This window comes from Exiguobacterium sp. TNDT2 (assembly GCF_003331145.1).
Classification (GTDB): domain Bacteria; phylum Bacillota; class Bacilli; order Exiguobacteriales; family Exiguobacteriaceae; genus Exiguobacterium.
Map to the genome: position 1 here is coordinate 14,491 of NZ_QLVE01000015.1, position 14,095 is coordinate 28,585.

At 52.2% G+C, this 14,095-nt stretch carries 13 protein-coding genes; 9 read left to right on the forward strand and 4 right to left on the reverse strand.

The features are described from left to right. Positions 1 to 10: 10 nt before the first annotated feature. The 7 genes from deoD to DPV68_RS09215 all read left to right on the forward strand — a co-directional run bounded on the left by deoD (position 11) and on the right by DPV68_RS09215 (position 6,927). Positions 11 to 724: a purine-nucleoside phosphorylase gene (deoD, locus tag DPV68_RS09185; protein WP_114166460.1), complete on the forward strand. Its 714-nt coding sequence runs from the start codon at positions 11 to 13 to the stop codon at positions 722 to 724. A gap of 141 nt (positions 725 to 865) precedes the next feature. Further along, the gene (locus DPV68_RS09190; protein WP_114166461.1) at positions 866 to 2,023 is read left to right on the forward strand and encodes an MFS transporter; all 1,158 of its coding nucleotides are present in this window, start codon (positions 866 to 868) and stop codon (positions 2,021 to 2,023) included. A 91-nt stretch (positions 2,024 to 2,114) separates the two neighbouring features. Further along, positions 2,115 to 3,500: an aldehyde dehydrogenase gene (locus DPV68_RS09195; RefSeq protein ID WP_114166462.1), complete on the forward strand. Its 1,386-nt coding sequence runs from the start codon at positions 2,115 to 2,117 to the stop codon at positions 3,498 to 3,500. A gap of 173 nt (positions 3,501 to 3,673) precedes the next feature. Beyond that, positions 3,674 to 4,384, forward strand: coding sequence for a Crp/Fnr family transcriptional regulator (locus tag DPV68_RS09200; RefSeq protein ID WP_114166463.1), 711 nt, complete (start codon positions 3,674 to 3,676; stop codon positions 4,382 to 4,384). 244 nt (positions 4,385 to 4,628) lie between these two features. Then, positions 4,629 to 4,748, forward strand: coding sequence for a cytochrome c oxidase subunit 2A (locus DPV68_RS09205; protein WP_232819585.1), 120 nt, complete (start codon positions 4,629 to 4,631; stop codon positions 4,746 to 4,748). A 22-nt stretch (positions 4,749 to 4,770) separates the two neighbouring features. Next, entirely contained in the window at positions 4,771 to 5,241 is a 471-nt protein-coding gene (locus DPV68_RS09210; protein ID WP_114166465.1) for a cytochrome c oxidase subunit II, read from the forward strand. After that, positions 5,242 to 6,927, forward strand: coding sequence for a b(o/a)3-type cytochrome-c oxidase subunit 1 (locus DPV68_RS09215; protein ID WP_114166466.1), 1,686 nt, complete (start codon positions 5,242 to 5,244; stop codon positions 6,925 to 6,927). Between the two features lie 107 nt (positions 6,928 to 7,034). On the opposite strand, the gene DPV68_RS09220 is transcribed toward DPV68_RS09215, so the two are convergent. The 3 genes from DPV68_RS09220 to DPV68_RS09230 are packed head-to-tail and all read right to left on the reverse strand — an operon-like array spanning position 7,035 to position 9,316. Next, complete coding sequence (locus DPV68_RS09220) at positions 7,035 to 7,676, reverse strand: hypothetical protein (RefSeq protein ID WP_114166467.1); 642 nt, start codon at positions 7,674 to 7,676, stop codon at positions 7,035 to 7,037. Next, complete coding sequence (locus tag DPV68_RS09225; protein ID WP_114166468.1) at positions 7,673 to 8,839, reverse strand: DEAD/DEAH box helicase; 1,167 nt, start codon at positions 8,837 to 8,839, stop codon at positions 7,673 to 7,675. Before DPV68_RS09225 ends, DPV68_RS09220 begins: the two co-directional genes overlap by 4 nt. A gap of 54 nt (positions 8,840 to 8,893) precedes the next feature. Beyond that, positions 8,894 to 9,316 (reverse strand): hypothetical protein, encoded by a 423-nt coding sequence (locus DPV68_RS09230; protein WP_114166470.1) that lies wholly within the window; start codon positions 9,314 to 9,316, stop codon positions 8,894 to 8,896. 360 nt (positions 9,317 to 9,676) lie between these two features. On the opposite strand from DPV68_RS09230, the gene pflB reads away from it, so the two are divergent. After that, positions 9,677 to 11,923, forward strand: a complete 2,247-nt coding sequence (pflB, locus tag DPV68_RS09235) for a formate C-acetyltransferase (RefSeq protein WP_114166472.1) — start codon at positions 9,677 to 9,679, stop codon at positions 11,921 to 11,923. 59 nt (positions 11,924 to 11,982) lie between these two features. After that, entirely contained in the window at positions 11,983 to 12,699 is a 717-nt protein-coding gene (gene pflA, locus DPV68_RS09240) for a pyruvate formate-lyase-activating protein (protein ID WP_114166474.1), read from the forward strand. A 39-nt stretch (positions 12,700 to 12,738) separates the two neighbouring features. On the opposite strand, the gene DPV68_RS09245 is transcribed toward pflA, so the two are convergent. Beyond that, positions 12,739 to 13,965, reverse strand: a complete 1,227-nt coding sequence (locus DPV68_RS09245; protein ID WP_114166475.1) for an NAD(P)-dependent malic enzyme — start codon at positions 13,963 to 13,965, stop codon at positions 12,739 to 12,741. Between the last annotated feature and the right edge of the window lie 130 nt (positions 13,966 to 14,095).

Here is a 14,095-nt window from a genome sequence, read left to right on the forward strand (position 1 = left end):
GAATTTAATCATGAGTGTACACATTGGGGCAGAAGCAGGACAAATCGCAGAAACGGTATTATTGCCAGGAGATCCGCTACGTGCGAAATATATCGCGGAAACGTTCCTCGAAGACGTCGAGTTATACAACGAAGTCCGTGGGATGTATGGCTTCACTGGAACGTATAAAGGGAAACGCATTTCCGTCCAAGGGACAGGGATGGGTGTTCCGTCGATGTCGATTTACGTGAACGAATTGATCATGTCATACGGCGCCAAAAACTTGATTCGTGTTGGTACGGCCGGCGGGATTCAAGAAGACGTCAAAGTACGTGACGTCGTCATCGCGATGAGCGCATCGAGTGAAATGGGCCAAAACCGGGTTCGCTTCGACGGCATGGACTATGCACCGACAGCGACGTTCGACCTCCTACATCGCGCCTATATGAATGCTGAAAAGGCTGGCATCCCGGTCAAGGTCGGTCAAATCTTCACAGCCGACCAGTTCTACCAAGATGATTTCCACCATTTCAAGAAGTGGGCCGACTTCGGTTGCCTCGCAATTGAGATGGAAGCGGCAGGTCTTTATACACTCGCTGCGAAACATAAAGTGAACGCATTGACGATCCTCACGATCTCGGACCACTTGTTGACAGGTGAAGAAACGACGTCGGAAGAGCGTCAATCGACGTTTGACGAGATGATCCGTGTCGCACTCGACACAGCGGTCGAAGTCACAAATTAATGAGCGCGCCTTACAGACAAGTGGTTTGTAAGGCGTTTTTGTGTCCGCGCGCCTTCCCGTGTATACAAAGTGAAACCGGCAAGCTAGACTGAAGCTGAAACGAACAGTTCGAAAATTGGGCTGTACGAAGGAGTTGTGTCCATGAATAGAGCATCCGCTTTTGTCATTTATAGTATCGTCTTTTTTGCTTTCTTTGATCTTTTTGCCCAACTTCCGGTCATGAGCACGTTCGCGACATCGGTCGGCGCGACACCGTTCATCGCCGGCCTCGTCATCGCCATCTATTCGTTGTCGAACACGTTCGGCAATATATTGTCCGGCATCTGGACCGACCGCATCGGTCCGATCGTCATCTTGCTCGTCGGTCTCGCGCTGTCGAGCCTCAGTCTCTTGTCGTACCACCTCGTCGACACATCGACGATGCTTCTCATCGTCCGCATCGTGCACGGGTTCGTCGCCGGCTTGATCGTACCGGCCGCATTCACGTTGTCTGCCAATCTGACCGCAGCGAACCGTCAAGGGAAGAAAGTGGCATTGACCGGCAGTTTTGTCGGGTTGGCGGCCATTATCGGGCCAGCGTTTAGTGGGATCATGGCGAGTCGAACGACTGTCCCCGTCGTTTTCACGTACGTCGCGTTTTATGGGATGATGGTCGCATTACTCGCGCTCATCTTTTTACGTCCGTCGAAACTGTCGCTCGGAACATCGAGCCGTCAAGAGGAAGGAAAATCACGGCTTGAACGTGACGTCGTGAAAGCGTATATCGGAGCTTTCCTCTTGATGTTTTCGCAAGGCGCGATTGCGTACTTGCTCCCGCTTTACGTGCAGTCGCTCGGTTATGATTCTCGCTTGAGCGGGACGTTGCTCAGCACGTTCGGGATCATGGCTGTGCTCGTATTTCTTTTACCGACGAACCGCTTGTTCGACCAAATCGAACCGGCGAAGCTAGCAGCACTCGGTGTCGGCATTCTCGGTGTGAGCCAACTATTGATTGGCCGGGCTGAGACGGCGGGTCTCCTATACGGGGTGCTCGCCTTATATGGGGTCGGTTTCGCGATTTTATTCCCGGCCATCAATACGATGTTGATTAAAGCTACGAACCATGGAAACCGGGGCAAGTCATACGGTTATTTTTATGCCTTTTTTTCGCTCGGTACAGTGACAGGATCGGCATTATTAGGTTGGCTCTCGATTTCGTTGACGCAAAAATTTACGTTGACGGGCGGCATGTTAATCGCCGCCGGATTAATGTTCATCGTCATGCAACAGACAAAAAAACGAGACGTGTCCGTGAGATAAGACTGACAGATATTCGAAGGTTCAAAATGGTCGGTAATGAAGAGGAAATGATAAGATGAAGCTAGCGCTATCATTTAAGGGAGGCAGATTTATGCTCGCACCAATCGAACAGTTGACCATTAAAGAGCTCATCCGTAAACAGCGTCGCTTCTTTCGCACGCAAGCGACCAAATCGCTCGCATTCCGCCTCAGCATGTTGACGTTTTTAAAAGAATCAATCAAATACCATGAAACCGAGATTCTCCAAGCATTGGAACAGGATTTGAACAAATCAGAACTCGACGCGTTCACGACGGAAATCGGTTTCGTCTATGATGAGATCACGCGGACGACGCGTGAGTTGAAACGTTGGATGCGTCCGAAACGTGTCCGTGGCGCCTCAATCCATCTTGGGACGAAAAGTGAGGTCATGTATGAACCTTATGGCACGGTACTCGTGATCGCCCCGTGGAACTATCCGTTTCAATTGGCGATGGCGCCGCTCATTGGAGCGATCGCCGCAGGCAACACGGCCGTCGTGAAACCATCGGAATTGACACCGAACGTCGCTCGAATGATCACAAAAGTGCTCGAACGGGCGTTCACTGACCGTTACGTCGTCAGCGTCGAAGGGGACAAAGAGGTTGCGACTGAACTGCTCGCAGAGAAGTGGGACCACATCTTTTTCACCGGATCGACACCGGTCGGGAAAATCGTCATGGAAGCGGCGGCGAAGCATTTGACGCCGGTCACGCTTGAACTCGGCGGGAAATCGCCGGCCATCGTCCATGAGGATGCGAAGATTGACATTGCGGCGAAGCGCATCGCCTGGGGAAAATGGATGAACGCCGGTCAGACGTGCGTCGCTCCGGACTATGTCCTCGTCCACGAATCAAAACGCGAGGCGTTCCTCGAAGCCATCAAACGCGAGGCGTTCACGATGTTCGGGAACGGCGTCGGGACGAAGCGGTTCACGCGTATCGTCAACGAGACGCACTTTGACCGCTTGAACGGATATTTGACGGAAGGCGACGTGTTCTTCGGCGGCCAGACGGACCGCAATCAATTGAAGATGGCCCCGACTGTGTTGACAGACATCGAAGAAGACGCGAACGTCATGAAAGATGAGATTTTCGGACCGATTCTGCCAGTGCTCACGTATCGTCAACTCGACGAAGTGATTGACTTCGTCGCAGCGCGCCCGCATCCGCTCGCGCTCTATTTGTTCACTGAGACGAAAGCGGTGGAGCAGACGGTGATGAAGCATCTCACGTTTGGTGGAGGTTGTGTCAATGATGTGCTCATGCATTTGACGAACCCGAACCTGCCGTTCGGTGGCGTCGGCGAGAGCGGGATGGGCTCGTATCATGGTCGCTACAGCTTCGAGACGTTCAGCCACGCCAAGTCGATTTTGCGCAACACGACGAAATTTGATTTACCGGTTCGTTACCCGAACTTCAAAGGAGCCGAGAAGTTGATTCGACTCGTCTACCGGTGATTGGATTAGACTGCAGAGAGCCTGCAGTCTTTTTTTTGTGAACGAAAAAATTAGAAGATTGTTTGAAATGTCACATACTTTTATGAAAATATTCGATATCCTCCTGTATAATGAAGCCATATACCACGTACGAGGCCTGATCAGGCAAGAGACTAGTGGAGGGAGTAGACAACATGACGATCAAATGTGGGACGACCCAACCGAACAGCTTCGTTTTCTCACCAGAGACGAAACAGCTTTTATTCGAAATGATGACGTTTCAAGACTATTCAAAAGCGAGTATCGTTTGTTGGGAAGGCGAAAAATGCAGTAAATTCTTTTACTTGAAGAGCGGTACCGTCAAATTCACGAAGCTGACGAAAAAAGGGAGTTCGCTCATCATGTTCATATACGGCGCTGACGACTTCTTTGGAGAGTTCGACATCGACGAGGTGTTCCCGAGCTCGTATAGCATCGAGACGACCGAGGACAGTGTCATCGGGTGGATTTCGAAACAACAGATGGATGAGCTCGTGCGTCAAGATGCACAGCTGGCCACGGAGGTGTTGCGTTGGACATCGATGATGCGCAAACAGTCCGAGATGAAGTTGCGTGACTTGTTGCTCTATGGGAAGCCAGGGGCGCTCGCCTCGACGTTGCTTCGCATGGCGGCGATGCACGGTGTGGAGGAGCCAGAGGGGGTCACAGTTCCGACACATCCGTCAGATGGCGAACTCGGACAATTGATTGGTGCACCGCGCGAAACGGTCAATCGAATGATGAATCAGTGGCGTAAAGAAGGTGTGATCACGACGACCTCGACGTCGATGGTGTTGCATGACATCGATTTCCTAAAAGAGCTATGCTATTGCGAAGGCTGTCCCGCCGGAATTTGCCGGCTTTGAGTTTGCGTTCATAAGCATTGAAAAACGCGCGGCGTCACAACATGAGCACATGAACAGGTGATTGGACCGACTAATGTCGGAGCGATTGCCTTTTTGTATGCCTTTTTTCGAAATGTGAACTTTATGTGTGGAAACTACGCAAATTTGATGTGATTGTCACTTTTGAAGTGACAAATGTCACATATTAATCAGTGCCCCTTTTCATACAATAAAAGTGGAAATCAAAGGGAAAGGGGTCCTTCACGTGGAGAAAAACGATGGACAAGAACCGAACTTAAAAGGCACGTTCACATCGGTCATGATTGTCGCTGGCGTCATCATTGCCATGTGGTCGTCAGTCTTTTACTTATTTGTGACACGATAACGAGCAAGAGGAGGGAAGCACGATGCATATTCATAAACTTGAAAAGTATTGGTTAGTATTCGGCATCATTTTATTAGGTGTGTTTTTAACCGTGCTCGGTATCTCTGCGTTTGCGGCAGGGAATCAACCGGCTTCGGACGCCGATTTGATCGACCCGTCAAAAGTGCATCAAACCGCGCCGTTCGACAAACCGGGACTTCATAAAATCGGTGACAACGAGTATGAGCTCGTCATGGTCGCCCAAGCGTTCACGTTCACGCCGGGCAATGTGGAAATTCCAAAAGGTGCAAAAGTCACATTTCTCGTCACCTCACCGGACGTCGTCCACGGGTTCCAATTGACGGGGACTCCGGTCAACATGATGGTCGTACCCGGCCACATCAACTCGCTCACGTATACGTTTGACGAGGCAGGCGAGTTCTTGATTCTGTGTAACGAATATTGTGGGACCGGCCATCATATGATGGCGACAAAAATTAAGGTGGTGGACTAAATGAATGACGTAGCCTCAAAACTAAAGCAATGGGAGATGGAACGCGGCGTACCGGTACCGAGTATCGGGGCCAAAGAAGCGCGCCTCGCCTATGCCCATGTCGTCATCTCGGTCCTAGCCGTCTTGATCGGCGGTTTGGCTGGACTCATGCAGACGCTTATCCGGACGGGTGTCATCCCGGAAGTGTTCGGCTATTATCAACTGTTGACCGCGCACGGCATCATGCTCGGTCTCGTCTTCACGACGATGTTCATCATCGGTCTGCTTTACGCGCTCCTCGCCAAGTCGTTCGGACGTTTTGAGTCGTTCCCGACCCGGGTCGCCTGGCTCGGATTTTGGATGATCATCGCCGGAGCCGTGCTGGTCACGATCATGGTACTCGCCAATAAAGCGACCGTTTTGTATACGTTCTATGCGCCGCTCATGGCCGATCCGGTGTTCTATATCGGCCTCGTCTTGTTCGTCGTCGGCACATGGTTGTCTGCGTTCGCCATGTTCCGCATGTATGCAGACTATAAACGGGAGAACCCAGGTGTTCACCCGCCGCTTCCGGCGTATATGAGTGTCATGACGATGCTCTTATGGGTCATCGCTACGCTCGGTGTCGCCGGGACGATTTTGTTCCAGCTGCTACCGCTCTCGCTCGGATGGAAAGATACGGTCGGGATCGAGTTGTCACGGACGTTGTTCTGGTACTTCGGGCACCCGCTCGTCTATTTCTGGCTCATGCCGGCCTATATCGTCTGGTATACGGTCGTGCCGAAAGTCATCGGCGGAAAGATTTTCTCAGATGCACTCGCCCGGATGGTGTTCCTCTTGTTCCTCTTATTCTCGTTCCCGGTCGGTTTCCACCACCAATTGACAGAGCCGGGAATTGAGCCGTTTTGGAAGTTCGTTCAAGTCATCTTGACGTTCCTCGTCGTCATCCCGTCGTTTATGACGGCATTCTCGCTGTTTGCGACGTTCGAACTTCGCGGTCGTGCCCTCGGTGCTCGCGGGTTATTCGGTTGGGTCAAGAAGATGCCATATGGGGATGTCCGTTTCCTCGCGCCGTTCGTCGGGATGTTGTTCTTCATTCCAGCCGGGGCCGGTGGGATCATCAACGCGTCGCACCAATTGAACGCCATGGTCCACAACACGCTCTGGGTCACAGGTCACTTCCATATCACGGTCGGTACGGCAGTCGCGTTGACGTTCTTCGGGACGGCGTATTGGCTCGTACCGGTACTGCGCGGTCGTACTCTCACGAAATCGATGAACCGACTCGGATTGATTCAAACGGGAACGTGGGCGTTCGGGATGTCAATCATGTCTTACGCGATGCATATCTCAGGCCTTCAAGGTAACCCGCGTCGGACCGGTCCGGCGACGTACTTCTCCGACGCACTCACGCGCGAATGGATTCCATACCATATCGCTATGGCGATCGGCGGGACGATCCTGTTGATCTCGGTCCTCATCTTCGTCTATTCGATGTTCAATTTGTCGTTCCTCGCGCCGAAAGGAGAAGAAGAGTTTCCGCTCGCTGAGACGGAAGAGGCGGCGATGGAGACGCCACGTTTCTTCGAGAATTGGAAGCTATGGATCACTGTCACGTTCGTATTGATCGCGTTCGCCTATACGATCCCGATTTGGCACTTGATTGAAAGTGCGCCTCCGGGAGCGAAAGGTTGGGTGCTCTGGTAAACTGAAGTCAGCCCTGTGTTTTAGGGCTGACTTTTTTTGTAGGCAGGAGATGAGGAAATGGGCACTTTACATTTATTCGAAAAAGAGGCAGCGCGCGCTGCCTCTTTTTACGTAATCGGTTTTGGGATGATGACCCCTTCTTCTAAATCGAGTAACATGTCGATCAGTTCCGCACAAAACTCGGGGAACTGGTCGAGGAACGCTCCTGGACCGACCTCATCGGTGAAGTCGATATACAGGTCTGAAACGTTACCGGCCATTTTCGCCGGGAGGGCGAGGAATGCCGACCCGAAGCGCCAGTTGCCGCGGATATCGAGCAATTTGCCGAGCATCACATCGCCCGGTTCACGAGCCTCCGGAAGCATCACTTTGTAAATCTCTTTCGTCTCCCAGTCGCGTAAACCGTCCTCGGTCACTTCGAAGACCGAGCAGCGCGGGACCGCCAAGCCCCGAAGCGCGTGATAGAGGGCGGGGGACATGTCGGCCTTATGGTCCGCCAAGTAGCGGCCGTGCGGCGTCATCCCGTCTTCGTCCGTCTCGAAGAAGACGGCCCAGTCGATGAATAAGTCACGGAATAGCTCCGCGTCTTTCAAGTGCCACGTGCCTTCCGAGGCGATTTCTTGTATATAGTTCGTCCATTGCGTGCTGCGCGCGAGCGCGGCTTGCTCATATAACTTTTTCAGCTCGGCCAGCAATTCGGACTCTTCTACGAGCAAAGGGAATGGAATTACTTTCCGGTCTTTTTTCATCGCCGTGGTCCTCGTTTGTTCTCAGGACGCTTGACGACCGGCGGTTTATCCTCGATTCGTTTCTCGATGACGTCACCACGGTAAATCTCGAGTTCTTTCAATTCGACGCCGAGTTGACGGGCGAACGATTTCAAATGGGTCAAATCTTCATCCGTCACGAGCGAGAGGACCGTCCCAGCCGCATTGCCGCGTGCCGTCCGGCCTGAGCGGTGAATAAAGTCATCGATTGATTCTGGCAAGTCGAAGTGGACGACGTGCGTCACTTCCTCGATATCGAGACCACGGGCTGCGAGGCCAGTCGTGATGAGGAGCGGGTAGTCGCCTTTGCGGAACTCACGAAGTGTTTCGACACGTTCGCGCTTTCCTTTCAAGCTGTCGAGCATGCGATAGTTCACTTTCATCTTGTCGAGCTCGCCTTTCAACGGTGGCAAGAACGACCGGTTGTTGATGAAAGCGAGCGCTTTGACGTTGTCGACGTGCGACAGGCGGCGGAGCAACTCTGGTTTATACCGGCGCGTCGTCAACATGTAGCCATAGGTGACTTGTGCGCTTACCGCCCGCTCGATTTTCACGTGGGCCGGTTCGTTCAAGAATGGGGCAGCCCAAGCTTGAAGCGTGTCTGTGAGTGTCGCCGAGACGAGGGCGATTTGATGTTCATGCGCCGTGTGCTTGATGATCCGTTCGGCAGATTCTGTCAAACCGCTATCGATAATTTGGTCGGCTTCGTCGAGAACGATTGTATGCGTCTCGTGAAGTTTTAACTTTTTCTTTTCAATGAGTTCGACGAGTCGGCCCGGTGTCCCGACAATTAAATGAGGTTTTTTCTTCAAGCGATCGATTTGACGTTTCAACTCGACGCCACCGATGAACGAAGCGATGCGGACGTCACCTTTCTCGGTGAAGCGTTGCGCGACCGTTTGAATCTGCATGACGAGTTCACGCGTCGGCGCGACGATGACGACTTGGATGCGATCGTTCGAAGCGTCGATTTTTTCGATGGCGGGTAATAAGTAAGCAAGCGTCTTCCCGGTACCTGTCGGCGCTTCAATCGTGACGTCTTTTCCGTCAAGAAGAAGCGGGAAGGCTTCAGCTTGGACCGGCATTGGTTCAGTAAAGCCAAGGCGATCCCAGGCTTCGTTAATAAATGGTTTTGTAAAATTCATATCAATTCTCCTTATCGTGGGGCAAAAACAAAGGAAGCATAAGTGCTCCCTGTCTTAGATATAGCGAACATGTTCAGTATCTTGGTCGAATGAAGAACGGAGTGTCTGTGTGAACGTCTGTCCGTCCTCGATGAGTTTGATGTGCACATCGATCTGGTCAGCCGACGCCTCGACGCCTTCGACGGTGAAGCCTTGATACACACGATACTGCAATTCTTTCGTCAACCGTTCGTATGAAGCGAGCTCTGGATACGTCGCTGCCACGTCAATCGGGCGCGAGATGAGAGCGAAGAGCAAGTGATCGCGGTAGTCGATGAAATCCTCGTTTTCGATGTCGTCGTCAAACCGAATCCAAAAACCTGCGTCTTCAAATTCTGTGATGAATCCGTCACGTTGTTCACCGTTTTCCTCTACTTTAAGAGAGATGCGGTCACCGGTCTTTAAGTCGTGAGCGGCTGTCAATAATTCGTACGTCATGGGAAGAACCCCTTCCTCTTCTACAATGTTCTGCCTTCATTGTGTCCGATATAAGGCAAAAATTCAAGTTCTATCCCCGAGGTGTGAGGTACATCACTCTAAAAACTGTATAATTCGTCACAACCGATTTAAAATGATACAGAAATGAGTTAAATCCTGGCACAACAAGACTTATCTGTTTCAGAAGGAAGAGTGTTTGCATTATAACAGTATTCGAAGCGCTTACAAAAACGGCTTTATGCCAATGTTCATGAGATTGTTACAACTTTCACAAGAATGTAAAACAAAATGTTCACGTTTTCACGTACACTCAACTTATAGAAAGCACGCAGTTATCTCAACTATGAGGAGTGACCCAAAATGGCAACCGAAATTAAATCAGCCTGGTCAGGATTTGTACCTGGGCAGTGGACGAACGAAGTGAACGTCGGTGAGTTTATCCGTTTGAACCGACACGAGTACACAGGGGACGATCGTTTCCTCGTCGGACCGACCGAAGCGACGAACCGTCTTTGGGCACAAGTGATGGAATTGACGAAAGAAGAGCGGGAACGCGGCGGTGTTTGGGCGGTCGATCAAAACAATCCGTCGACAATCGTTTCGCACGGACCGGGATACTTAAACAAAGAACTCGAGAAAGTGGTCGGCGTTCAAACGGACGAGCCGTTCAAACGCTCGATTCATCCAAACGGTGGCATCCGGATGGTCGACGCTGCCCTTGAGTCATATGGTTTCGAGCCAAACCCTGAAATCACAAAGATTTATTCGGAAATCCGCAAAACGCATAACCAAGGTGTCTTCGATGCGTACACACCAGAGATGCGGGCGGCGCGGAAGTCAGGGATCATCACAGGTCTTCCTGACGCTTACGGCCGGGGACGGATCATCGGCGACTACCGCCGTGTTGCCTTGTACGGGTTAGACTTCTTGATTGCAGAACGTAAAAAAGATTTGGCGAACCGTGGCGGTTTCTTATCCGAGGCAGATATTCGGACACGGGAAGAAATGTCTGAGCAGCTCCGGGCCCTCCAAGAGTTAAAACAGCTCGGTGCGGCGTACGGGTTTGATCTCGGCCGTCCGGCGGAAAATACACAAGAGGCGTACCAATGGGTATACCTTGCTTATCTCGCAGCCGTCAAAGAACAGAACGGTGCCGCCATGTCACTCGGACGCGTCTCGACGTTCCTCGACGTTTACGCAGAACGTGATATCGAAGCAGGTCGTTTGACCGAGTCGGACGTTCAAGAAATCGTCGACCACTTCATCATGAAGCTTCGAATCGTTAAATTCTTGCGAACACCTGACTATAACGAATTGTTCTCGGGTGACCCGACGTGGGTAACTGAATCAATCGGAGGAATGAGTGAGGATGGCCGTTCGAACGTAACGAAGAGCTCATTCCGCTTCTTGCATTCACTCTCAAACCTCGGCCCAGCGCCAGAACCAAACTTGACGGTGCTTTGGTCGACGAAATTGCCAGAAGGATTTAAACAATATTGTGCGAAGATGTCGATTGAGACGTCTGCGATCCAATACGAGAACGACGACCTCATGCTTCCAGAGTTTGGCGACGACTACGGCATCGCCTGCTGTGTGTCACCGATGAAGATCGGGAAACAGATGCAGTTCTTCGGTGCCCGCGCCAATATGGCAAAAGCACTCCTTTACAGCATGAACGGAGGCCGTGATGAGAAGAGCGGCGACCAAATCGCACCGGTTTGGGAGATGAACACTGAAGATGTGCTCACGTACGATAAAGTGTACGCCGACTTCGACCGGACGCTTGATTGGCTCGCCGAGCTTTACGTCAACACGCTCAACGTCATCCACTTCATGCACGACAAATATGCGTATGAACGGATCGAGATGGCACTTCATGACCCAGAAATCTTACGGACAATGGCATGCGGAATCGCCGGTCTCTCGGTCACAGCAGATAGTCTGTCAGCCATCAAATATGCGACCGTGAAACCGGTCCGCAACGAGCAAGGTATTGCTGTCGACTTCGAGACAGAAGGCGACTTCCCTAAATTCGGAAACAACGATGACCGCGTCGATGCAATCGCTGTCGAACTCGTTGAGTCGTTCATGGAAAAAGTGCGCAAGCATAAAACATACCGCGACGCGCTCCATACGCAATCAGTCTTGACGATCACATCAAACGTCGTCTACGGCAAGAAAACAGGGAACACACCGGACGGACGCCGTGCCGGCGAACCGTTCGCCCCAGGTGCGAACCCGATGCATGGCCGCGATACGAAAGGTGCTGCCGCATCGCTCTCATCAGTCGCGAAACTTCCGTTCGAGCATGCCCAAGACGGGATCTCATACACGTTCTCGATCGTACCGAAAGCACTCGGCAAAGAAGAAGTCGCTCGTGAACTCAACTTAGCGGCACTTCTTGATGGTTATATGGGCGGCGAGCATAAAGGACATCACTTGAACGTCAACGTCTTCAACCGTGAGACGTTGCTCGATGCGATGGAGCATCCGGAAGAATATCCACAGCTCACCATCCGCGTCTCTGGTTATGCGGTCAACTTCATCAAGTTGACGCGCGAACAACAGATCGACGTCATCAACCGGACGTTCCACGGTTCATTGTAAGTAATCAAGGCTTGGCGGCCTTCATTCGAGGGCCGCTCATTCGTTAGGAGGTCATTTCGATGACAATGGGATATGTACACTCGGTCGAATCGTTTGGAACCGTTGACGGTCCGGGAATTCGTTTTATCGTCTTTTTACAAGGTTGTGCGCTTCGTTGCTTGTATTGCCACAACGCTGACACGTGGGATTTCAAAAAGAATAACCATCGTTCGGCCGAGGACGTCATTCAAGAAGCGCTCAGCTATCGTCCGTTCATGGAAGCATCAAAAGGCGGTATCACGATTTCAGGGGGCGACCCGCTCGCGCAACCAGAATTTTTAGAGGCACTCTTGCGTGAAGCGAAGAAACACGGGCTCCATACGACACTCGACACGTCGGGTGCACTTCGTCCCCCTAACTTGGACGCCATCTTAGATCATACGGATCTCGTCTTACTCGATATCAAACATATTGACGATGACATGTGTAAGAAACTGACGGGACGGAGCAACGTCAATACGCTCGCGCTTGCTGAACATTTATCCGAGCGCGGAACGAAAATGTGGATTCGCCACGTCCTCGTCCCAGAATGGACACTTGATGAAGGAGCGCTCCGTCGTACGGCGGCGTTCATTCAAAAGCTCGACCACGTCGAGAAAGTCGAAATCTTGCCGTACCATGAGATGGGTGTCTATAAATGGGAGGCACTCGGTCTCGACTATCCGCTCAAAGGAATCAAACCTCCGACGGCGGAAGAAGTCGAATGGGCGGAAGGGATCTTACAAGGTACCGTTTAAAAAACTGCGCAGACCAATACGGTCTGCGCAGTTTTTGGATTAAAGATGTTTTTGACTGACGTGCTGACGGATGGCGGCCTCATCGAGTGGGCGCTTGGCGACGCCGGTCTCGACGGCGGCTTTGGCGACCGCGACCGCCACGGCGGGTGCGATTCGCTCATCGAACGGGCTCGGGATGACGACCCCTTTCGCCAAATCTTCTTCGGTCAATAAATCGGCAATCGCGTGGACGGCCGCTTCTTTCATCTCTTCGTTAATCTCGGTGGCGCGAACGTCAAGCGCCCCGCGGAAAATACCAGGGAAGGCGAGGACGTTGTTCACTTGGTTGGCGAAGTCGGAACGACCGGTCGCGACGACACGCGCCCCGGCTTTTGTCGCGAGGTCCGGCATGATCTCCGGAATCGGGTTCGCGAGTGCGAAGATGACCGGATCGACGGCCATCGAGCGGACCATGTCTTCCGTGACGGCCCCAGCCGCCGAGACGCCGATGAAGACGTCGGCACCTTGAAGCACATCGGTGAGCGTCCCTTCATGTTGCTTCCGGTTCGTCGCTTTGGCGATTTGATCTTTGAACGGGTTCATCCCTTCGACGCGTCCTTCGTAAATCGCGCCTTTCGTATCACAGATGACGAGGTCTTCGACGCCGAAACGCTTCAACAGTTTCGCGATGGCGATGCCGGCAGCCCCGGCACCGTTCATGACGACCCGAAGTTCAGGCATCGTCTTGTCGACGAGTCGCAACGCGTTGACAAGACCGGCCAAGACGACGATGGCCGTCCCGTGTTGGTCGTCATGGAAGACGGGAATCGGGAGCGTCTGTTTCAGGCGCGCCTCGATCTCGAAACATTCGGGCGCCTTGATGTCTTCTAAGTTAACGGCACCGAATGTCGGCGCGAGCAGTTCGACCGTCCGGACGATTTCATCGACGTTATGCGTATCGAGACAGATGGGAAACGCATCGACGCCGGCGAAGCTTTTGAACAAGACGGCTTTTCCTTCCATGACCGGCAGTGCGGCTTCTGGACCGATATTGCCGAGGCCGAGGACGGCACTTCCGTCCGAGACGACGGCGACCGTGTTGGCACGGAGTGTATAGTCGTAAGACAATTCCTTATCTTCAGCGATGCGACGGCACGGTTCGGCGACACCTGGTGAATAAGCGAGGCTGAGCGCTTCTTTCGTGTCGACGTCGACTTTCGGTGTCGTTTCCAATTTTCCGTGGTGCATGGCGTGCATCTCAAGTGCGCGTTCGTTCAATGTTTTCATATGTCTCTCCCTGTATGCTAGCGATTTTTATCTGTGACAATACGAATCCATTGTAGCGGAGAAACCGCTTTCTTTCGAGGGTTTTGCCTGCATTTATGCGAACTATTTCTGAACGATTGTTCACAAATGT

Bases quoted from the DNA above. Each gene is read 5' to 3' on its own strand.
- deoD (WP_114166460.1), top strand. From the start codon at position 11: ATGAGTGTACACATTGGGGCAGAAGCAGGACAAATCGCAGAAACGGTA.
- DPV68_RS09190 (WP_114166461.1), top strand. From the start codon at position 866: ATGAATAGAGCATCCGCTTTTGTCATTTATAGTATCGTCTTTTTTGCT.
- DPV68_RS09195 (WP_114166462.1), top strand. From the start codon at position 2,115: ATGCTCGCACCAATCGAACAGTTGACCATTAAAGAGCTCATCCGTAAA.
- DPV68_RS09200 (WP_114166463.1), top strand. From the start codon at position 3,674: ATGACGATCAAATGTGGGACGACCCAACCGAACAGCTTCGTTTTCTCA.
- DPV68_RS09210 (WP_114166465.1), top strand. From the start codon at position 4,771: ATGCATATTCATAAACTTGAAAAGTATTGGTTAGTATTCGGCATCATT.
- DPV68_RS09215 (WP_114166466.1), top strand. From the start codon at position 5,242: ATGAATGACGTAGCCTCAAAACTAAAGCAATGGGAGATGGAACGCGGC.
- DPV68_RS09220 (WP_114166467.1), bottom strand. From the start codon at position 7,676: ATGAAAAAAGACCGGAAAGTAATTCCATTCCCTTTGCTCGTAGAAGAG.
- DPV68_RS09225 (WP_114166468.1), bottom strand. From the start codon at position 8,839: ATGAATTTTACAAAACCATTTATTAACGAAGCCTGGGATCGCCTTGGC.
- DPV68_RS09230 (WP_114166470.1), bottom strand. From the start codon at position 9,316: ATGACGTACGAATTATTGACAGCCGCTCACGACTTAAAGACCGGTGAC.
- pflB (WP_114166472.1), top strand. From the start codon at position 9,677: ATGGCAACCGAAATTAAATCAGCCTGGTCAGGATTTGTACCTGGGCAG.
- pflA (WP_114166474.1), top strand. From the start codon at position 11,983: ATGACAATGGGATATGTACACTCGGTCGAATCGTTTGGAACCGTTGAC.
- DPV68_RS09245 (WP_114166475.1), bottom strand. From the start codon at position 13,965: ATGAAAACATTGAACGAACGCGCACTTGAGATGCACGCCATGCACCAC.